At 66.5% G+C, this 19,742-nt stretch carries 16 protein-coding genes; 3 read left to right on the forward strand and 13 right to left on the reverse strand.

Annotated features, from left to right (window positions below; all coding sequences use genetic code 11):
- Positions 1 to 223 precede the first annotated feature (223 nt).
- The 4 genes from AB0H61_RS23385 to AB0H61_RS23400 are packed head-to-tail and all read right to left on the reverse strand — an operon-like array spanning position 224 to position 5,435.
- Positions 224 to 1,462: an ATP-grasp domain-containing protein gene (locus tag AB0H61_RS23385; protein WP_357307863.1), complete on the reverse strand. Its 1,239-nt coding sequence runs from the start codon at positions 1,460 to 1,462 to the stop codon at positions 224 to 226.
- A complete protein-coding gene (locus tag AB0H61_RS23390; protein WP_357307865.1) occupies positions 1,459 to 2,673 on the reverse strand; it encodes an aminotransferase class V-fold PLP-dependent enzyme in 1,215 nt (404 codons plus the stop codon). Before AB0H61_RS23390 ends, AB0H61_RS23385 begins: the two co-directional genes overlap by 4 nt.
- A gap of 3 nt (positions 2,674 to 2,676) precedes the next feature.
- Entirely contained in the window at positions 2,677 to 3,996 is a 1,320-nt protein-coding gene (locus AB0H61_RS23395; protein WP_357307867.1) for a pyridoxal-phosphate dependent enzyme, read from the reverse strand.
- A complete protein-coding gene (locus AB0H61_RS23400; protein ID WP_357307869.1) occupies positions 3,993 to 5,435 on the reverse strand; it encodes a Y4yA family PLP-dependent enzyme in 1,443 nt (480 codons plus the stop codon). The genes AB0H61_RS23395 and AB0H61_RS23400 overlap by 4 nt, the downstream gene beginning before the upstream one ends.
- A gap of 378 nt (positions 5,436 to 5,813) precedes the next feature.
- Here AB0H61_RS23400 and AB0H61_RS23405 point away from each other — a divergent pair, with 378 nt between their 5' ends.
- Complete coding sequence (locus tag AB0H61_RS23405; RefSeq protein WP_357307871.1) at positions 5,814 to 6,443, forward strand: hypothetical protein; 630 nt, start codon at positions 5,814 to 5,816, stop codon at positions 6,441 to 6,443.
- A 631-nt stretch (positions 6,444 to 7,074) separates the two neighbouring features.
- A complete protein-coding gene (locus tag AB0H61_RS23410) occupies positions 7,075 to 7,422 on the forward strand; it encodes a hypothetical protein (RefSeq protein WP_357307873.1) in 348 nt (115 codons plus the stop codon).
- A gap of 437 nt (positions 7,423 to 7,859) precedes the next feature.
- Here AB0H61_RS23410 and AB0H61_RS23415 read toward each other — a convergent pair whose 3' ends face one another.
- The 3 genes from AB0H61_RS23415 to AB0H61_RS23425 all read right to left on the reverse strand — a co-directional run bounded on the left by AB0H61_RS23415 (position 7,860) and on the right by AB0H61_RS23425 (position 13,065).
- Positions 7,860 to 9,620 (reverse strand): ABC transporter ATP-binding protein, encoded by a 1,761-nt coding sequence (locus tag AB0H61_RS23415; RefSeq protein WP_357307875.1) that lies wholly within the window; start codon positions 9,618 to 9,620, stop codon positions 7,860 to 7,862.
- Complete coding sequence (locus AB0H61_RS23420) at positions 9,617 to 11,506, reverse strand: ABC transporter ATP-binding protein (protein WP_357307877.1); 1,890 nt, start codon at positions 11,504 to 11,506, stop codon at positions 9,617 to 9,619. Before AB0H61_RS23420 ends, AB0H61_RS23415 begins: the two co-directional genes overlap by 4 nt.
- A gap of 116 nt (positions 11,507 to 11,622) precedes the next feature.
- The gene (locus AB0H61_RS23425) at positions 11,623 to 13,065 is read right to left on the reverse strand and encodes an MFS transporter (RefSeq protein WP_357307879.1); all 1,443 of its coding nucleotides are present in this window, start codon (positions 13,063 to 13,065) and stop codon (positions 11,623 to 11,625) included.
- Positions 13,066 to 13,158: 93 nt separating this feature from the next.
- On the opposite strand from AB0H61_RS23425, the gene AB0H61_RS23430 reads away from it, so the two are divergent.
- Positions 13,159 to 13,833, forward strand: coding sequence for a helix-turn-helix domain-containing protein (locus AB0H61_RS23430; protein ID WP_357307881.1), 675 nt, complete (start codon positions 13,159 to 13,161; stop codon positions 13,831 to 13,833).
- On the opposite strand, the gene AB0H61_RS23435 is transcribed toward AB0H61_RS23430, so the two are convergent.
- Genes AB0H61_RS23435 through AB0H61_RS23460 form a run of 6 tightly spaced genes read right to left on the reverse strand, consistent with a single transcriptional unit; the run spans position 13,802 to position 19,682 of the window.
- Complete coding sequence (locus AB0H61_RS23435; RefSeq protein ID WP_357307882.1) at positions 13,802 to 15,040, reverse strand: cation:proton antiporter; 1,239 nt, start codon at positions 15,038 to 15,040, stop codon at positions 13,802 to 13,804. The two genes, AB0H61_RS23430 and AB0H61_RS23435, sit on opposite strands and share 32 nt — an antisense overlap.
- Before the next feature lie 11 nt (positions 15,041 to 15,051).
- Positions 15,052 to 15,768, reverse strand: a complete 717-nt coding sequence (locus AB0H61_RS23440; protein ID WP_357307884.1) for a class I SAM-dependent methyltransferase — start codon at positions 15,766 to 15,768, stop codon at positions 15,052 to 15,054.
- Positions 15,765 to 16,754: a methyltransferase gene (locus tag AB0H61_RS23445; RefSeq protein ID WP_357307886.1), complete on the reverse strand. Its 990-nt coding sequence runs from the start codon at positions 16,752 to 16,754 to the stop codon at positions 15,765 to 15,767. The genes AB0H61_RS23440 and AB0H61_RS23445 overlap by 4 nt, the downstream gene beginning before the upstream one ends.
- The gene (locus AB0H61_RS23450; protein WP_357307888.1) at positions 16,745 to 17,815 is read right to left on the reverse strand and encodes a cytochrome P450; all 1,071 of its coding nucleotides are present in this window, start codon (positions 17,813 to 17,815) and stop codon (positions 16,745 to 16,747) included. The genes AB0H61_RS23445 and AB0H61_RS23450 overlap by 10 nt, the downstream gene beginning before the upstream one ends.
- An 11-nt stretch (positions 17,816 to 17,826) precedes the next feature.
- Complete coding sequence (locus AB0H61_RS23455) at positions 17,827 to 18,885, reverse strand: Gfo/Idh/MocA family oxidoreductase (protein WP_357307890.1); 1,059 nt, start codon at positions 18,883 to 18,885, stop codon at positions 17,827 to 17,829.
- Positions 18,882 to 19,682, reverse strand: coding sequence for a hypothetical protein (locus tag AB0H61_RS23460; protein WP_357307892.1), 801 nt, complete (start codon positions 19,680 to 19,682; stop codon positions 18,882 to 18,884). Before AB0H61_RS23460 ends, AB0H61_RS23455 begins: the two co-directional genes overlap by 4 nt.
- Positions 19,683 to 19,742 lie beyond the last annotated feature (60 nt).

Here is a 19,742-nt window from a genome sequence, read left to right on the forward strand (position 1 = left end):
ACAGCGATGCCGCGGTTCCCAGCATCGAGGTCGCGTATTCGATGCGGCACGGGCGCACCGCTGGCGCGGGCATCAACAGCAAACCACACACCGGACCGCCACGACCGGTGGAAGCGACGGCGGGCGGCCGATGGCCGAGCGCGATCGCGAAACCGGCTTCTTTCAGGTCGTAGCCGTGCAGTTCCCGCCACAGGAAAGGGATCTCGGCCCCGCCCGCTCTCGGTCATGGCCGTAGCCGATAGAAGCCGTGACCATCCAGGTAGTTGACCGCGCGGAAGTCGTCGGCCACCACCTGCGCGATCGGATGCGCGAGACCGACCATCAGCGGTTCGGTGGAGTCGTCCACGGTACGCGGCAACGGGTCGCCGGGTCGTACCCCGAGGTGTTCCTTGTGAAAGCTGGGTAGCGCACGCACCTGGTCCAGCAGCGGGTAGTCCTCCAGCACTCCTTCGACCGGGGAGGTGAGATATGCCATGACCACATGCTGGTCGACCCGGTGGGGTCGCTGATAGGTCTCGGCGAACCGCGCGGGTTCCAGATAGGCGAGAACCGTCCATTCCAGCTGGGATTCACCGCCTGCGAGTCTCGCGTAGTAGGCGGCGCCGCCGCCGCAGATCCGGCTACCCGCCTCGACCAGGCAGGGGCCGTCCGCGGTGGCCATGATCTCGAGATGCGCGGGCCCGTGGCGCACCCCGAGTGCGTCGAGCACGGTGCACGCGTACTCGACCAGCTCGGCGTGTTCGGCCACCGGGGTGGAGAACACCCCGGCGTGCCGGTCGATTACCCCGTTGACCGTCATCTTGGCGTATTGCCAGATGTCGGTCACCCGATGCTTGCCGCCGGAACTGACGGTGTTCACCGCGTATTCGGTGCCCACCAGATATTCCTGGGCCACCACCGCGTCGTTGCGTTCGGCGAAGACATTGGTACTGCCCAGCAGCGCGCGATAGGCGGCGGTGGACTCCTCGGGGGTCGCGCAGAACGTGACGCCGTCGTTGCCTGCGCTGCGCACCGGCTTGACCACGACCCGGCCGCCGATCTCCTCGTGCCAGGCCCGCAGCTTCTGTTCGTCGTCGACTGTCATCTGTCGTGTGGATCGGACCCCGGCGGCATGCAGGGTTTCGTTCTGCAGGTATTTGTTGCGGCGCGCGGCGCTGAGCTCGATCCCGTTGCTCGCCACACCCAGGGTGTCGCTCAGCTGGTCGGCGAGCTCCACACCGGTCTCCCCGCCGGTGATGACGACATCGGGGCGGTGGCGCGCGACCGCGATCAGCGTTTCGGCGAGGTCGCCGGCGTGCACGATGTTGTCGGCGAACAGGGCGAGATCGGGATGGGCGCGATACACCGGCGGCGGGTCGACGGTGCTCTGGACCCGCACCACCTGTGCGCCCGCATCACGGTATGCCTGCGCCAGCGGCACGGTGGGCGCGTAGACATCCACCATCACAACGGTTTTGCTCAACTTCTCATTCCCTCGCAACGACGGACCACTTCGAGCAGCCGGTCTATTTCCTCCGGGGTGTTGTAGACGTGCACGCTGACCCGGACGGCGAGATCCTCGGAAGCACGTCCGGCCTGGCAGTGGCTGTCGGCGCGCACCATGATTCCCTCGTCTGCGAGCACGAAGCCGAGATCGTCGGCGCGCACGTGTTCATGGCGGAATGTCACGATGCTTTCGCGGCGCTGCACCTGGGAGTCGAGGGCGAGACTGTCCTGACATCCGAGCACCCGTACGTCGTGACAACGGCTGAGCCCGTCGGTGAGCCGAGCGCACAGGGCAGTGTTCCAGGCGCGGATGTCGGCGAGTCCGGCACGGTCGAGCCAATCCCATGCCGCCGCCAGACTCACGATTCCGGCGGTATTCGGCGTTCCGGACCATCCGCGCATCGCGAAGCGCGGGCCGCGGCGGTTGCGCGCCCACACCGCGCCCACCCCCGGCGCCGCCATCATCTTGTGCCCGGAGAACACCACGAAATCCACATCGAGTTCGGCCACCGACAGTGGGCCGTGTCCCACACTCTGCGCGGCATCCAGGCAGATCGGCACGTCCGGGCCCACGACTTCACGGACCCGGTGCACGTTCATATTCGCGCCGAAGACGTGGTGCACGTGGGTGACGGCCACGAATCGGGTGCGCGCGGTCACCACCGAAGGCAGCGCGCGGTGGTCGTAGTCGCCGGAGGCGATGTCCACCGGCATCGGCACGACCTGGATGCGAATACCCCGCTGGGCGAGTGTGTCTCGTAGGTCCTGCCAGGGACGCAGATTGGCTTGATGATCGCCGAACGGAACGATGATCTCGTCACCGTCGCCGAGCTGCGGCGCCAGCCAGTCCTGGGCCACCACGCGCAAGCCGTGACTGGTTCCGCTGACGAATTCGACGGTCGAGTCGGAGCCGGTGTCACCGAGACCGGCTTTGATCCGTTCGCGGGCGGCCTCGACTCTGCTGGTGGTGGCCGTCGCCCACGGGTAGGAGCCGCGACCGACATTGGCGTTGATCGTGGTGAGGAACTCGGTGACGGCCTTGAGTACCGCCGCCGGTTTCTGCGCGGTGGCCGCACTGTCCAGATACGCCATCTCCGGGTGGCGAGCGAGAATGGGGAACTGGTCCCGCAATGCGCGCTGCCAGCTCGCGAGCCGGCCCAGTACATCGGTTTCGGTTGGTGTCGACATGACTCAGTCCCGCACCAACGGTGCGCCCGCGTCTCGCCACGCCACCAGGCCACCGCGCAGGCTGCGCACATCGCGATGACCCATCCGGGTCAGCAGCGCGGCGTATCGCGCGGACTTCTCCCCCACCGGACAGACCAGCAGCACTGGTGAACCCGCACCGAACGGCAGCCCGCCGTGGACGAGTTCGTCGAACAACTCGTCGACGATATTGACCGAATTCTCGATATGCAGTGCCGAATAGGCGAAGGAACCGCGCAGATCCACGACCAAGGGTCGGGCCTCGTCGAGCCAGGCGCGTGTCTCGGCGACATCCATTGCCCGCACTGCGGCGAGTTCGGCGTCGGTCACGGTGCCGACGGAGTTGGGTCGGGCCGGTTGTTCGAGCAGTTCCGGCCGCAGTCGGCGGACGTAGCTCATGTAGCTTTCGACACGATCGCAGACGATGAAGACGGCGGTCTTGCGTTCGGTGAGGCCGGCGTCGAGCGCGCTCAGGTGCCGCAGTGCGCCGAAATAGGCCGCACCCGCTGTCGGTCCGCCGAGAATTCCGCAGCGGCGGTTGAGGATCAACATGCCGTCGATCGCCTGCTGCGCCGAGACGGGCTCGATCGTGTCGTAGTGCGCGGGGTTGAACAATCCGACCTCGTTGACCTCGTCGATATTGCGGATACCGGGCACGAAGTCCGACTTCGTCGACACCAGGCCTACCACCGACACGTTCGGATCGTGTTCGCGCAGCACGCTCGCCACGCCGCTGGAGGATCCGGAGGTGCCCACGCAGGCGATGAAGATATCTGGAGCTTGCCCACCGAGATCCTTGATGATCTCCGGCGCGGTCCCGACCCGATGTGCCTCGGGATTGCGCGGATTGAAGTACTGATCGGTGTGCAGGTGTCCGGTGCCCTCCTCGGTGAGGCTCCGATACATCCGGGTGAGCGGATCCTCGGTATCGGTGGGGTCCAGACATTCGGTCTGCCCTGGCAGTTCTTCGATCCGCGCGCCGAGCAACAGCAGCAGATCCTTGATCTCGGGCACCTTCATGCGGTTGGTGACGCTCTTGAACGGCAAACCGTGCATGGCCGCCACCACCGCCAGGGCCTTCGCGGTGTTGCCGCTGGACAACTCGACGATGGTGTCCCCGTTGGCGACCGCGCGATCGAGCTCGGCCCTCGCCATATTCCACGCCGGGCGGTCCTTCACCGACCCGAACGGGTTGAGCATCTCGAGCTTGGCGTAGAGGTCGATGTTGTTCAGCCCGTGTACTTCCGGAGCGATCCGGACCAACGGAGTATCCCCGATGACGTCGAGGATGCTGTCGTACTTCATGAGCGACCACCTTTCACGGGCCAGTACTCGGTATCCAGGCACCACGACCATCCACCGCTGAGCGCGGGATAGATCGCGGCCTTGCGGGCAACGGGCTGCATCAGCGCGTCGTCGGCCGCGAAATCCATGAAGTAGCCCGCCGTATTCGCGAAGGCGAGCAACTCGCCGACCGCGGGCAGGCGCGGCAGGCTCACCTTCCTGCGGGTGATGAGATCGTCCTCGAGACAGAGGTTTCCGGTGAGGAAGACTTCCGCGGGTCGATCGACCATGGGTTCGGCGGGGACCAGCAGCGGGTCCATCAGCACAGCGTGTTCCTCAGCGCTGATGTCGCGGGAATTCGCGGCCAGCCGCACCATGTGGTCTCCGCCATGGGTGGTACGGACCTCCTCGACCCGGGCGAGGGTGATTCCGCACTGGTCGGCCAGGGCGCGTCCGGGCTCGATGTACAGGTCGTACATGTTCTCCAGCAGCAGGGTCGCGAACGAGCGCCCCAGAGACGGCGCGGTACGGCGCAGCAATTCGTCGAGATAGCCTGCGCCAGCGACCGGTCGATACCCTGGATACACCCCGAGCGTGCCACGCAGCGTCCCGGCCTCGGCGCGCAGGCCGTAGCCGTGGTTCTGCCAGGTCATCGCCGGTCGAGTTCCGAGGACGGCATGGCCGAGTTCGGTGGTGTAGCTTTCCCATTCCTCGCGATCGCGCAGGTAGTTCACCCCGAATCCGCCGCCGATATCGATGGCGGTCGGGGCGAATCCGGCAACGGTCGCCTCACGCATCGCCAGCAGGCACCCTTCGAGAGCCAGGGCCTTCTCGTCCAAGCCGTTGGTGTCGAGGTGGTAGGCCATCCCGAGGAGATCAAGCATATCTCGGTGACGTGCCAAAACGCCCAGTAGTTCGCCCATTTCGCGCTGGTGCACGCCGAAGCGACTGGGGCGGCTGAGTACCTTGACGCCAGGCGAATCGAAGGCCGAGAGCCGGATCATCACACGTACCCGAGGCAGTTGGTGCCGTGCCACGATATCGGCGAGGCGCTCGAGTTCCACCCCGGAGTCGGCATTGACCACCGCACCCACTTTGGCTGCCAGATAAAGGAATTCGAGGTCCTTCGGCCCGGTCGCCATGATCTTGTCGCCGGTAATGCCGGCCGCGAGAGCGTGCCGCAGTTCACCCAGCGAGGCGACATCGACTCCCACCTCACTGACCGCCAGCTCCCGGATCAGGGCGCTGGACTTGTTCGCCTTGTGCGCGAAGTAGACCTTTCCGGTGAGGTGATGTTCGGCGTAGACGGCGAGGAAGTCGTGCGCGTTCGCCGTCATCTGCTGTGGCAGAACGATGTTCAACGGCGAACCGAGCGCCTCGACCATGCCGGCCAGGCGATCCGGCTCAGCGAGTACTTCCCTGACCGAGCCGCTCAGAAGCGGGCTCAGGAACAAACTCATTCGATATCCTCACCAGACCTCGCACCGCAACGGGTCACAGCTGTGCTGCGACCCGTCCAGGCGAAGTTTTCCGCGGTTGCGTCAGGCGTCGTCCACTGTCCAGGCTTCGACGCTAATGAAAATCATTTTCGATAAGACTCATCATGTCCGGCATGTCCTCCGAACGCAAGTGTGCACGGAGTGAGGCCCGACGCCACCCGAGGGCGCCCGAGATGACCTGCGGCACCGCCGAATCCGCCCAGCGCACCCCGATGTCATGACCGGCGCTTCCATACTTCGAGGGCCAACTGCGTCACCCACTATGTAAATGAAAATCATTGTTATTAATATGCATCGCGGCACTCGGTCACAGCTCGAACAAGGATGAGGAATCACTACATGTCGATGAGGAAAACCGCAGCGAGCACCATGGGAGCCGGCCTACTGGTCGCCGCTGCAACCCTCGGCCAGGGCACCGTGTACGCCGCCCCGGCCGAAGGAGTCCAGTACCGGGCCGAGACCACGCCGAGCGCTACCACCATCGTCACCGACAGCGGTTCGATGGCCGTCGAGGACGGTGTGTTCAAGATCGAGGCGAAGGACGGATCCACTCTCGCGGGGACCGAATTGTCGTTCCGGGTCGACGATTTCGTCTTCCCGATCGCGGCCGAGATCATGGATCGCACCGCCACCTTGACCCCGCAGCTCGACATCGCCAAGGCAAAGTATCAGTCCGTCGCCCTGCCGTTCGAGAACCAGGCTCCCTGGAAGACCGAATACGAACGTGAACAGGCGGCGTGGAGCCGGATGACCAGCGTCATCGGCATGGGAGCCAGCATCGGCACTCTGGTCGGCGGACTCGGCGGCGCCGCCGTGGGCTGCATCCTCGGTGGTATCGCAGGCGCGACGGTCGCCTCCACGACCACCCACGCCACCCGCCCCGGTCAAGTAGCACCCGAACCCGAAGGAGTCCGACGTCAGTGGGTACGGGTCATACCCCGCCACGAATCAGAACCATCCAACCCCTAACGGCGTCTCGAGTTCATCTGTGGCATCACCCATCATCAGGTGCTCGACGATGCGACGGCGGGTGCGGTGGAGGAACTCCGGCATCGGCGGTGTGGCACGGCTGGGAAGCGGTGAGCGCGGCCAGACTCGCGAACGCGGCCTCGGCGGCCACGACCCAGGCTCACCAACGATCCAGCACCTGCTTCGTCGCCCCCAGCGCCCGCACCGTCGCCCCGTACAACTCCTGGTCATCCGCGCCCGCATCAGACTCGGGCGCGAGACGGGAAACAACCGCGGTCCGACTCGGCCTCCGCCTCGCCAGGCGGCGGCACATCCATTCGATGTTCGTCGACGAAAGCTGTTACCCGGGCAATTTCGCCCGATCGGCAGTATGGTTCAGCGCTCGCCGGGGCCGCAGCATCCGCACTCCGCCGATTCCCGCACCGATCCTTTCGGGTCCGCTTCGTCAGAGACAAGTCGAAGATTCGGGCCGGACCGGCTCGCCGCCTTCCGCTCGGCACGCTCACGGGCACGACGTTGCTGACGAGACTCGATCATCTATCGATCGTGCCACAGCAGTTATTGGAAATGGTAGTCGCTTCCATCTAATGGCGGCGACAGACCGGCCACCCCCATCCGGAAAGGACTGCCCATGCTTGCCCTCGACCAGTTCGCCCGACCTCTTGCGCTGTTGACGGCGGGGACCCTGACGACCGGCATCGACGCGCTCATCGACCTGCCGCGACGGCAACTCGGGTTGGCGGGCGGCACACCGATGTGGTGCGTTGCCGGAATTCTGGCTGCCGCCGTCGCGGCGGTGAGCGTTGCGGCCCTGTCCGGGGCGGACTCGTCCGATTCGGCCCGCGGATCGGTCATGATCGCGGTGTTCGGGTCTCTGATCGCGGTTGCCGCCGTGATCCTGCTCGCGCTGTACGAATTCCGGCCCGGCCCACGGCAATCACGAACCGGAACTCGACAGCGTGTAGTGCGGACCCGGTGATGCCGACGCGCAGGAACCGCCCCGCGCAAACGAGAACAGATGACCATCACTGCCGACCCCGAACGATCTTGTCGACCACCACTCGCACGACCTGTCAAGCGGTACGGCAAGAACGAAACAGTCCACAGTTCACAGTTCGGGAGTGGTCCTGCAAGACGGACTGCGGTCTTCCGCGGCGCCTTGTCTTCGAACGGCAGCGACCGGACGATAGCTCGCCTACGCAATGTCGAACTGCGGGTTGGGCTGGCGGTGCGATCCTTCGTCCGTGTGCGGCGGCTGCAGTTCGAACAGCGCGGGGCGCCAGCCGCGGCACAATATCGGCGAACAGCGCCCGCCGCACCTCATGGCGAAAACCGGATCGAGGGTCTCGACGCTCATCGCGCGCCCTGCATGTCATGCGCCGAGTCAACCTCTCCGGAACCGCTCATGCGCATGGGCTAATGGTTAGTCAGTTGCCACCCTTGTGCATTGTGCAGGTGGTGCCAGAAGCGCGCGTAGGTGCCGCCCTCGGTCAGGAGCTGGTCGTGAGTGCCCTGAGTCACCACCCTTCCGTCGTCATCGAGTTGGATGATGCGGTCGGCTCGGGCGATGGTGTCGAGCCGGTGGGCGATGACGAGGATCGTCGCCTGCTCACGCAATGTCTCGATCGCCGCGACCACGTGGGCCTCGTTCTCCACGTCGAGGGCGGAGGTCGCCTCGTCGAGCAGGACGATGGGCGCCTTCTTGAGCAGTGCCCGCGCGATCGCCACCCGCTGGCGTTCGCCGCCGGACAGCGCTCGGCCGCCCTCACCGACCCGGGATTCCCAGCCGTCGGGCAGCCGGTCGGCGATTTCGGTGACACCGGCGAGGTCTGCGGCCTGCCGGATCTCCTCGTCGGTGGCGCCTTCGCGGCCCACCGCAATGTTGGCCGCGAGGGTGTCGTCGAACAGGTAGACGTCCTGGAAGACCATCGACAGCTGGGCCATCAACTGCTCGCCGGTCTGTTCGGTGACCGCGGCCCCGCCGACCAGAACCCTTCCCTCGTCGACGTCGTAGAACCTGCTGATGACGCGCGCGATGGTCGTTTTCCCGCTACCCGAGGGACCGACCAGCGCGACCATGGACCGCGCGGGCACCGTTAGCGACACCTCCCGCAGGACCGGTTCGGCTGTGGGAGCGTAGCGGAAGGTGACGCCGTCCAGCTCGACGGTGCCGGGCGCGGTCAGCGTGGCGGGGGTGGCCGGTTCCGCGAGCGGTTGAGCGGTGAGCACCTCGTCCAGCGCGTCGAGCAGCGGACGGCGCGACTCCAATGCCACCGCGCTCTCGGTGATGGCCGACACCGTCGAGGAGAATCGCAGTGCCAAGCCGATGAAGGCCAGTGCGGGAATCGGTTCCAGCGTGCCGGTGACCGCCAAGGATCCGGTCACACTGATCAGGGCAACGACCACACCTTGGGTGACCATGCCGCTGAGCAGCATGCCCGCGGACTCGAGCCAGAGACCACGCCGCTTGGTGGAATAGGCGTTCTCCAGTGCCTGCGCCAGCGGGTCGAAGTCGTCGCTGCGTCCGCAGGAGCGCAGCGCCCCCTGGCACTGGGCGTACTCCACGATCCGATCGGCCAGCACAACCTCCTCCGGCTCGTGGATCGTTCTGCCTTTGCGCATGAGTCCGGTCGAGAGCAACGTGATCACGGCGAAAACCGGCACTGCCGCGGTGAGGATCAGGCCGAGCAGCGGGTTCCAGAACCAGGCGGCGACGAGGATCACCAAGACCGCGGCACTGCGTGCGACCAACGGGCCGAACATGTGCGCGAAGATCTCCCCCGCCGACATCAGCTCCGTGGAGACCATCCGAGACAGTTTTCCGGCCAGCGGCCGGGCGAACCAGCCCAGTGGTTGCTTCGCCACCTGGTCGCCCATCAACCGGTGGATACTACGCAGAAAGTCGAGCGCGACGCTGTAATTCTTCCTGCTCTGCGCATAGTTCACGGCGAAACTGGCCACCGACAACCCGGCCAGCAACCACAGCCACCCCGCCAGGCCCATTCCCCACACCGGGGCATCCTCGGCGAGTGAGCTGATGGTCGGCAGCAGCGCGGCCAGCGCCAGACCTTCGACCAGTCCTGCCGCGACACTGATGGCGATCGCGGGTTTCATCGCCTCCGGATGCGAGACCATCCGGCCCATCCGCGGCACGATATCGATCAAGGGAAGGCTCATCGCCGGTCTCCTTCGGTGGCGCCGGCCGTGACGGCATCGTTCGCGTGCCGCTCGGCCCCCGTGGATTCCCACAGCCGCGCGTATCCGGGTTCGGTGAGCAGTTCGTCGTGTGTTCCGGTCGCGGTGATTCGCCCGGAGTCGATGAGGATGATCTGGTCGACGCCTTTGATGACCTCGGGCCGGTGCGCGATGAGCAGAATGGTCCGCCCGCGGGCGAGTTCGGACAGGGCCTGCTGGATCTCGTGCTGGGACTCCGGGTCGGTCAGCGCGGTGGCCTCGTCCAGAACGAGGACGGGCGCGTCGACGAGAAGCGCCCTGGCGATCGAAATTCGCTGGGCCTGCCCACCCGACAGCCCGGTGTCCTTCCCGTAGACGGTGTCGAAACCTTGTGGGAGCGACTCGATCTCATCGAGAACCTGGGCGGCGCGAGCGGCCTGCCGGATCTGCTCGTCGGTGGCGTCGACACGGCCCAAGGCGATGTTGTCCCGGAGGCTGATCCCCAGCAGTTGCGGATCCTGCAGGACGAATCCCACGTGCGAGTAGAGATTCGCGATCTTCGCCACCGGCACTCCGCCGATGCTGATGGTGCCCGAACGCGGGTCGTCGAACCGGGCCAGAAGAGTAGCGATCGTCGACTTACCCGACCCGGAGGGTCCGACCAGCGCGGTCACCGTGCCCTCGCGGAGCGTGAAACTCACCTCCTCGACGGCGAGTACGGAATCCTCACCGGACCCATAGGAGTAGCTGACGTGGTCGAAGGTGACCTCATGGGACTCCGGTTCCACAATGTCTTCCTCGCCCTGGTCCGACAGCACCGGGGTTTCCAAGAGGTCGGCAAGCCGCAGGGCCGCACCACCGGCGAGTTGCCTGGCCCACATGGAGTTCATCAACACCTCGATCGCGTACGGGATCAGCAAGGCGATCAGCGCTGTCGCGAGCACATCGGCCGTGGATACCGAACCACGATGCACCAACCAGGAACCGACACCGATATTGATCAACAACACCAGCGGAACCGCGAGAAATGATGTTCCGAGTGCGGAGACCCGGATCAGCGGTTTCACCCAGGCGAGATAGAAATCGTAGAAGTCGTCGGCGGCCTCCTGATAACTCCGGTGCGCCCGCCCCACCCGGCCGAACGCCTTGACCACCGAAATTCCGGTGACGAATTCGACCATCCTGGCCGATACCGTTGACAGCCGCCGATCCATCTCCACGGTCTTCTCCCCCATACCGACCATCGCCAACGACATCGCCGCCACATACAGCGGCAGCGTCGCGATCGCCAAAAGCCCCAATCTCCAGTCGATCACGAATGCGTACACCATCAGCGCCAGCGGCATCACCACCGCATTGGTGCCATCGACCGGCTGATGCGCGATCAGCTGATGAACCGTCCCGATCTCGTCCTGCAACGCCTTGCGCACCCGACCGGAATTCGTGGAGGTGAACCACGCCAACGGAACCCGGGAAAACCGCCGCACCATCCGCAGCCGGATCAGATGCCCCAACCGGGCATCGGCCATATGAGTGACGAACAACGCGACGAAATAGATCAGCAGCCGCAGCGAGAACGCGCCGATCAGAATGAACAGCCAGCGACGCACTTCGTCGCCATCGACATCCACGCCCCCTGCGTGGGCGTCGAGCAGCAACTCACCGATACGCACCAGCGCGATATACGGAACCACAGCGAGCGCCCCGGAGACCACCGCGAGAAGCCTGCCCGCGGTCAACTGCGCCGAGACCGGTTTCATCAAACCCTCGAGCGCCCGCGCACCGGCCTTCTGCTGTTTCTTCTTGTCCTCCTTCTCGGTGTCGTCGGTGTCCCGCGGCGGAGCCGAGCGGGTCTCGGATGCGGCGACCGAGGGAGACGCTGTAGTCATGACACTCCTGGATCAGACATCCCGGCGTCTTTCACGCCGGAGCCGGCAGAACAGGTTGAAGTACTTGGTAATGAATATCGTTCACACTATGCCCATCAGGCACGCGATGACATGCCCTAGTCGGTGAGATCGGGCACCGGTGTTGCGGTGGGTGCCGTCGTGGTATCGGCAGGCGCTGCCTTGCGGCTGGGAAGGATCACCGCGGCGGCCGCGGAGCCGATGGCCAACAGCCCTGCGGCGATGGTGAGTGCGGTGGTGTAGCCGTGTGCGAGATCGGCCGGTGCGTACGAATCGCCGATGATGCCGCCGGCGATCGTCACCAGTACCGCGAGCCCGAGCGACCCGCCGAGTTGCCGTGAACTGTTGAGGATTCCGGACGCCAGGCCCGCTTGTTCGGCCGCTACGCCGGAGACGGCGGCGACGCCCATGGCCACCATCGCCGCACCGATGCCGACGCTGCAGACCAGCGAGGGGCCGAGCACGGCGGTGAGGAACCCGCTCGACTCCGTCGCCCGCCCGAACCACACCAGTCCAAGCGCCCCCAGCAGTCCGCCCGCGACCATCACCTGCCGTGCCCCGGCTCGGCCGATCGCGCCCTGCGCCACCCGGAGGCCGACGACCACTCCCACGCAGAACGGCAGGAACGCCAACCCCGTGGCGGTCGAACTGTAGCCGAGCACTCGCTGGAGGAACTGCGAGACGAAGTAGAAACTGGCGATCTGCCCGGACACCAGCATGAATCCGAAAACGGTCGCGCCGATCAGGGACCGCCGCCGCAGGAAGCCGAGCGGAACCAGCGGATCGGCCGCGCGCAGTTCGGCCCATACGAACACGGCGAGCGCCACGATCCCGCCCGCGAACCAGCCGAGCACCGTCGGCGAACCCCACGAATGATGCTCGGTGGAGATCACCGCCGCGACCAACGCTGTCATCCCGAACGTGACCGACACCGCGCCGAGCACGTCGGCCGGTCCACGTCGCGTCACCGTCACATCACGCACTCCCCGGACAACGGTGGCGATCGCGGCGGCGACGAACACCAGATTCACCCACATCACCCATCGCCAGCTGAGGTGGTCGGTCAGCAGGCCGCTCATGACGACACCGAACGCCCCGCCCGCAGCACCGGCACCTCCCCAGACGGCCATCGCTTTCGAGCGGGCGGGCCCCTCCGGGAATTCCGAGGTCACCAACGCCAGCGACATCGGCGACAGCACCGCCGCCGCGATGCCCTGTACCGCCCTGGCCGCGAGCAGCTCCCAACCCTGCTGCGCGGCGCCGCCCCATGCACTCGCTACCGCGAATACGACAAGACCCGCGAGCAGCAATCGGCGTCGACCGGTCAGGTCCGCCAGCCTGCCCCCGAGCAGCATCAGGCCCGCGTAGGGCAGCAGGAACGCGTTGATCACCCAGCTCAGCGCCGAGGGACTGAAATCCAGAGCGGCATCGATATCCGGCAACGCGACGTTGACGATCGATAGATCCAGGGACACCAGGAACATCACGAGGAAGACGACCGCGAGGACCGCCTTCGGATGCTCGGATTCGCGCGCGGGCACAGCGACCTCCAATGATTTACGAACGCGTGTTTTAATATAGTTAGCACACCCTAAACCGCCTGTCGAGAGCTTCGGTACGAAGAAGGAAATCCCTTGTCACTCAACGCAGCCCGAAAGCGTGGCCGCCCGATCAAGGTCGGCCGCGACACAGTCGTTGCCGCTACGACGCAGCTACTCGCCACCGAAGGTGTCGAGGGTTTCAGCATGCGGCGACTCGCTTGTGAGCTCGGCGTCAGCACCGCCGCGATCTATCACCACTTCCCCACCAAGAACGCGCTGTTCTTCGCAGTCCTGAGCGCTCGCGCCGACGAGCTGGACCGGCCGTCGCTGCCCGACGATCCACGCGACCGCCTGGTCACGATCGTGGTCTACCTCATCGACACCCTCCACCAGCTGCCGTGGGTGCTCGACATCCTCGTCACCGGTGAAACATTCGGCCGCGCTGCGATGTGGATTCTCGACGAATTCGTCCGTGCGGCAAATGAACTCGGCGCCAGTGACGACGAGGCGGTGTACATGTACACCGTGATGTGGCGGTTCGCCCTCGGCGAGCTCATGACCCGCCGCGCCGCAGATCAACGCGAACAGGCCACTGCCGCCGGTAACCCACCACCGCACTGGACCGACGCCGCCACCCCGGAAGCCCTCGCCGAATTCCCCGCCGTTGTCCGGCTTCTCCCGCGCTGGTTGCACAACACCGCGCGGTACGACACCGCCACCGCCGCACGGCACATGATCAACGGTCTGCTGCCCGAGACGAAGCCCTGAGGCGTTGCGGTGTCACGTGAATCGCATCATCGGCCGTCGTATCGGCCCTCAGCAGCGTCAGCAGCGGTGCGGTGAGAGCCGTGGTGACGAGGGCCATCACGACCAGTAGCGAATACAGTTGCGGTCCGATGATTCCGGCGGACAGTCCGACATCCAGCAGGATCAGCTCCGTCAGCCCCCGGGTGTTCATCAGCACGGCGAGTACCGAGGCCGAATGCTTCTCGCTTCCCGTCACACGAGCGGACAGGTAAGCGCCGCCCAACTTTCCGGCCACCGCGGCGACGATCACCACCACGAGTTCGGCGACGCCCGCACGATCGGTGGCGGAGAGGTCGACTCGAAGACCGGCGACAACAAAGAAGCAGGGCATCAGCAGCATGCCGAGCGGCCGGACCGCCGCCTGGACCTTTTCTCTGGCAGCCCGCGGAAACGCTGCCCCGAACAAGAAGGCGCCGAAGATCAGATGCAGCCCTGCCCATTCGGTCGCCGCGCCCCACAACAGGGCGCCGCAGATCGCGATCAGGGTGAGAGTCGAATCGGCAGCGGCGGCGGCCCGGCCGAGGATGGGGCGCACCACCCACCAGGTCCCGACAGCGATCGGAAGCAGCAGCAACAGCCGCCAGATGTGGTCGGCACCGGTGCGGGTGGAGCCGACGATACCCGCGAGCACAACCCACGCGAGGACGTCGCCGACCGCCGCACAGCCGAGCGCCAGCTGCCCGACCGGTGTGGCGAACATCTTCCGGTCGTGCAGGATCCGGGCCAGCACCGGAAAGGCGGTCACCGCCAGCGAACAACCGATGAACAGCATGAAACCGATCCGGCCGCCGGTGTGATGACGAGACAGGATCGTCAGCGCCACAACGCATCCCAGCACGAACGGGGTGAGATAGGCCGACAGCGACACAAGCGGTACGGCGCTGCGTTTTCGGGTGAGCCTGCCGAGGTCGGTTTCCATTCCCGCGACGAACATGAACAGCGCGATGCCGATGTTGGCGAGAGCGGTGAGTGCCGGTCGTGTATCCGTGGGGAAGATGATGTTCGACAGATGTGAGCCGAGTATGGTCGGACCGGCGAGGACACCCGCGGCGATCTCGCCGACCACTGGTGGCTGCCCTACCCGTTCCGCCAACCAGCCCAATATCCGCGCGGCGACCAGGACGAGGGCAAGATCTATCAGGAGCATACTGATGACATGGCTGGACATCGACGGCCCTCCTAACTCTTGCGTGTGAGAACCGCTGTATCGGGCGCGATTCGGAGACACCGCATATTCGATCGCTCGGCTTCGCCACGGAGATCCGGCAATCCGTACTCGGCCCACGGCATCGGCACCTCGACCTCACGTATCACACTGTGGTCGTGCAGGACTCGATAGGTCAGCGTCCACATGGTCGTGCTCTCGGAGCCTGTGCCGCGGCTCCACACCTCGTAGATGTGGTCTCCGACCGGTGTCCGTGCGATCCGCAGTGGTGCGCGGCTCGGCGGTGCGGTCTCGTCCATCAGTTCCACGACCACCGGTGCCTCCGGCGGCAGCCGCTCGGCGAGATCGGCCAGCAGCCGCGTTCGTTGCGGCGGCTCGAGGTGACCGAGCACCCCGTAGACCACCGCACCGCCGATGCGCTGCGGCAGGGTGAACTCGTCGGCTGTGGCCGCGGCTATGGTGACCCGGTCGGCGAGACCGCGCAGGGCTACCCGTGCGGATAACGCGATGCGCATGCACGGGGACGGCTCGACGGCAACGATCGCGGCACCGGGTAACGCATCGGCGATCACTTCGGTGGAGCATCCGGTGCCGGCACCGATATCGATGATCGGGCCGAGATCGGTTCGGGCCGTGTGTAGAGCGGCGGCGAGGATCGGCCCTTTGCGCGCCCACAGCGGCCGCGCCACCAGGTCGTAGAATTCCGCGGCGTCGGCGTAGATGTCGGTCATCGGGCGGCGTATTCGACCAACCACACCGGGCTCGCGCCCGGCAGCTGGCGTGCCGACAGTCGTCGCAGTCCGGCAGTTGCCGCGCAGTCGTCGAGTTGGGCGGGGGTTCGTTCGCGACCGCCGAACAGCACCAGCAGGCGCAGGTCCATCGCGGTCGCGACCTCGGGGCGCGTCCCGCTGTCGAGGTTCTCCACGACGACGACCCGGCCCTGCGATCCGGCGGCCTCCGCGCATCGCGCCAGAATCCGCTCGGCATCGACGTCCGGCCAATCGTGGAGCACCCAAGTCAGCAGATAGACGTCGGCACCGGCGGGAAGCGGTTGGAAGAAGTCGCCCGCGACGGCGGTGCAGCGGGACGCGAGCCCCGCGGCTGCGAACGACTCCCCGGCCGCGCGCGCGGCGTCGGGCAAATCGACCACGGTGCCCGACAGTTGCGGATGCGCGAGGGCGAGGGCTTGCAGCACGGTTCCCGATCCGCCACCGACGTCGACCACGGTGCGCACCTCATTCCAGCCGTAGCCCTCGACCAGGCTGGGGACGGCGAACCGGGTGTGCTTGCCCATCAGTTCGTTGTAGGAATCGTCGGTGTCCTCCCACAGCGAGCGGCCGTGCACGACGGGATAGCCGGGGTTTCCGGTGCGCACCACCTCCAGCAACGCCGTGAACGCGCGGTCCATGCGCCCGCCCGCACCCTCGAGATCGAACCAGTCCCGCATGGCCAATGGGTGGTCCGAGCGCAGCAACTCCGCCGACTCGGTCAGCCCGAAGCGCCCGGGTTCGGATTCGGTGAACACATCCCGGCAGGCGAGGTAGCGCAGCAGCCGGTGCAGGGCGTCGGTGTCGGCGCCGGATTTCGCGGCGAGATCCGGCACCGTGCGGATACCGGCGGCGATGAGGTCGGCGATCCGCAGGGTGGCGGCCACACGGATGGCCCACGGCGTAGCCAGATCGGCGCGAGACATCAGGGACTGTGGTGTCAGGGACATGGCGATCTCCGTACCGGTAGCGTTGCGGGACCCCGGCTCATCAGGTCGCCGGTCGGTCGATAGGTGGTGCCCTCGGCCAACCGCAACTCGGGTGCGCGGTCGGCGAGAACCTCGACATAGATGCCTGCCTGCAGCCTGGTGAACGCGGCGCCGAGGCAGGCGTGCGGACCGGCGCCGAAACTCAGATGCGCGGCGGACGCGGGGCGGTCCAGCCGGAACTCGCTGGGGTCGGGCCAGCGTGCCCGATCCCGGTTGGCCGCGGCGGTGAGCACGAAGACTCGCTCCCCCGCCGCGATCGGCACACCGTCCACCGCGCACGGCCGGATCGCGGTGCGCATACTCCACAGCGCGGGCGGTTCGTGCCGCAGGGATTCCTCGACCGCGGCGGCGACGCGATCCGCAGGAAGCGGCCACATCTGCGTTATCAGCAGACGATGCAGCAGATTTCCCAGCAGGTGGGTGACGTTGCGCACCCCGGCGACGACGAGGAAATGCACGAGCATGCGCTTGTCGGGAACCGGCAGCTCCGGGAATCTGCGCAACGTCACGGCGTCGATCACCTCGCAGAATTCCCGCCAGCCCGGCGAGGTCTCGTAGCCGACCAAGGTGGCGAACCGCGACACCCACAGCCGGATCAACTCCGCCGGTAACTCCAGGAACTCCGCGAGCGCCAAGGCGGGCAGCGGTTCGGCGAAGTCGGACACCAGATCCCGCAACCCGTTGATGTGAGCGTGGGCATGGGCGCGCAACGCCGGTTCGAGACCGGCCAAGGCGCGGGGAGCGAACTGTGCCTGGATGAGGCTGCGGATCCGGGTGTGGTCGGGCGGATCGAGCTGCGACAGCGCCGGGGTCTTCTCCGATTCGTTCTCCGCCGCAGTGTTGTTGGCACGGCTGGAGAAGGTGGCCGTGTCGCGCAGCACGGCCCGCGCACCGGCATCGGAGGAGACGACACGAAACCCCGGCATCGGTGTGGTCACCGCCGCAATATCGTGCAATCGCGGATACGGGTCGCGGATATGACCGGGGTCGAGCGGATTGAACGGGGGGTCTGCGGTGGGCATGTCGTACTCGCTCAGCACAATTCCTCGACGCCGATCGGCGAGGCGGGCGTCCGCCGCACCGGTTGCGGATAGCCGAGCCGCCGGGTCAGCTCCGACCACAGCCGCGACAGCGTCAGGTGGTACTGGCCCGCGGTGAACGGATCGGCGCCGTCGGCGATCGCCTGCCGCATAGCAAACAGCGAGTGCCGCACGCCCTCCGGCCACACGGAGTCGAACACCTCCCGCACGCCGGGCGCACTGGACGGTCCCAGACACGACACTGTGGGCGAATCGCCGACACCGTCGAGGGAGAAGGTGCCGTTCTCCTTGGGGACGTACACCGCCGGTTTCCACAGCACGGGACCGTGTGTGCCCGCCAGTTCGAGTGTGCCTGCCTCGGTGACGAGTGCGATGTGGTGTTGCAGGTGTGTCGGGTGGTCCAGATCGTCGGGTACGAACTGGTTGTTCACCCGCACGGTGACCGGCACCCCTGAGATCACCGCGTCGATGCTGCGTTCGGTGAATTCGGCCCGGGCCAGGCCGCGCAGCCGCGGCGAAACATCGAGCGGATCGCCGAGTGCCCACGGGCTCAGACCGCCGAGGGCCTGCCCGACGATGTCGAGCATGTCGTAGGAAACCTGTACCGCGCAGGCGGCGTGCACGGATACGGCGGGCTGGCGCTGCAACAGCCGGTGCGCCGCCACCAAGAACCGGCGGACCGGTTCGAGGTGGACGTAGAAGGTGTTGACACCGAAGCCGACACCGCGGCGAGCGGCGACCCGCAGACAGTCGGCCAATTCGTCCTCGCGCACCGGATGTTCCAGCAGCACTGGAATATCGCGCGACATCAGGGTCTTCGCCAGTTCCGCTCCTGGCCCCCCGCCGACGCCGCTGGGCACCACGACACACGCGAGGTCGATGCCGCCGGGCACCTGGTCTGGCGAGGTGAACAGCGGAACCCCGTAATGCTGGGCACTAATGCGGGAGCGTTCGCTGCCGCGCGCGAGGATCCCGGCGAGGGCGAACGGGGATTCGTGCACGGCACGCAGGTAGATCCGGCCGAAACCGGTCCCGCAGACGAGAACTTTCACAGACTTCCTTCCTCGCCGAACAGTTGCGGTACGACCCGGACCGGATCGAGAACGTCGTCGGCGGAATGTGTTCCGGCGGGTATTTCGCCGACGAGCACTGCTCGAGCGCAGTGGATCGCGGTCGCGGCGGTGAGGTCCGGACCGGTCCGCAGCCGCATCTGGCGCACGGTGCCGCCCGTCCCCGTCAACTCGGCGTCGATCGACAGATACTGGGCACGTCCGGCGGTATCGGCCCGTGAAGCGGCGATGAGCTGTTCGGCTGTCGGTGTGCCCGAACTCAGCAGCCGCCGCACGCACTCCCCGTCGAACCGCGTGGTCCATTCCGAATCACGCAGTCCAAGGGCGTGATTCACGCGGGTCGCCTGTGCATGCCAGCCGTCCGGGGTGTCGAGGAAGTCCCGCGCCGACGCCGGTGTGAAGCGGTAGAGTCCCCCGGCGGTCACCGACAGCCGGGCCGGTTCCTCGTCCAGCTGTGTGGCCAGCAGCCGGGGCAATAGGCCGATCGCGCCCGGCATCGCGCCGGCGTCGTAGACAGCGACGTGCTCACCACCCGACCGTCGACCACTGGCCGGACGTGCGCTCGGATCGACGTAATGTGCTCCGCCGCTGTGGATTTCGGATGCCACCTGAACGCCGGTGCAATTGATCACGACCTGGCATCCGGTGCACCAGGCCCGCAAGTCGGCGAAGTCCGCGCGGTATCCCGGCCGCGGGCGGTCGCCGGACAGCATGGCCAGGACGGCCGATCCGACCGCACCGCCCGCACCCAGGACCCCGATCACGGGTTGATCGCTCACGGTGCCCCCTCGCTGACGCTCGGTACCACCGTGCGCGACGCGCACTGGCTCGCAAGCTCG

Origin of the sequence: Nocardia sp. NPDC050710, from assembly GCF_040654375.1 — a bacterium.
Taxonomy (GTDB): Bacteria; Actinomycetota; Actinomycetes; order Mycobacteriales; family Mycobacteriaceae; genus Nocardia.

What these genes read in the sequence shown, in the direction of transcription:
- AB0H61_RS23390 (WP_357307865.1), bottom strand. Translation starts at nt 2,673, where the DNA reads ATGTCGACACCAACCGAAACCGATGTACTGGGCCGGCTCGCGAGCTGG.
- AB0H61_RS23395 (WP_357307867.1), bottom strand. Translation starts at nt 3,996, where the DNA reads ATGAAGTACGACAGCATCCTCGACGTCATCGGGGATACTCCGTTGGTC.
- AB0H61_RS23400 (WP_357307869.1), bottom strand. Translation starts at nt 5,435, where the DNA reads ATGAGTTTGTTCCTGAGCCCGCTTCTGAGCGGCTCGGTCAGGGAAGTA.
- AB0H61_RS23405 (WP_357307871.1), top strand. Translation starts at nt 5,814, where the DNA reads ATGTCGATGAGGAAAACCGCAGCGAGCACCATGGGAGCCGGCCTACTG.
- AB0H61_RS23410 (WP_357307873.1), top strand. Translation starts at nt 7,075, where the DNA reads ATGCTTGCCCTCGACCAGTTCGCCCGACCTCTTGCGCTGTTGACGGCG.
- AB0H61_RS23415 (WP_357307875.1), bottom strand. Translation starts at nt 9,620, where the DNA reads ATGAGCCTTCCCTTGATCGATATCGTGCCGCGGATGGGCCGGATGGTC.
- AB0H61_RS23420 (WP_357307877.1), bottom strand. Translation starts at nt 11,506, where the DNA reads ATGACTACAGCGTCTCCCTCGGTCGCCGCATCCGAGACCCGCTCGGCT.
- AB0H61_RS23435 (WP_357307882.1), bottom strand. Translation starts at nt 15,040, where the DNA reads ATGTCCAGCCATGTCATCAGTATGCTCCTGATAGATCTTGCCCTCGTC.
- AB0H61_RS23440 (WP_357307884.1), bottom strand. Translation starts at nt 15,768, where the DNA reads ATGACCGACATCTACGCCGACGCCGCGGAATTCTACGACCTGGTGGCG.
- AB0H61_RS23445 (WP_357307886.1), bottom strand. Translation starts at nt 16,754, where the DNA reads ATGTCCCTGACACCACAGTCCCTGATGTCTCGCGCCGATCTGGCTACG.
- AB0H61_RS23450 (WP_357307888.1), bottom strand. Translation starts at nt 17,815, where the DNA reads ATGCCCACCGCAGACCCCCCGTTCAATCCGCTCGACCCCGGTCATATC.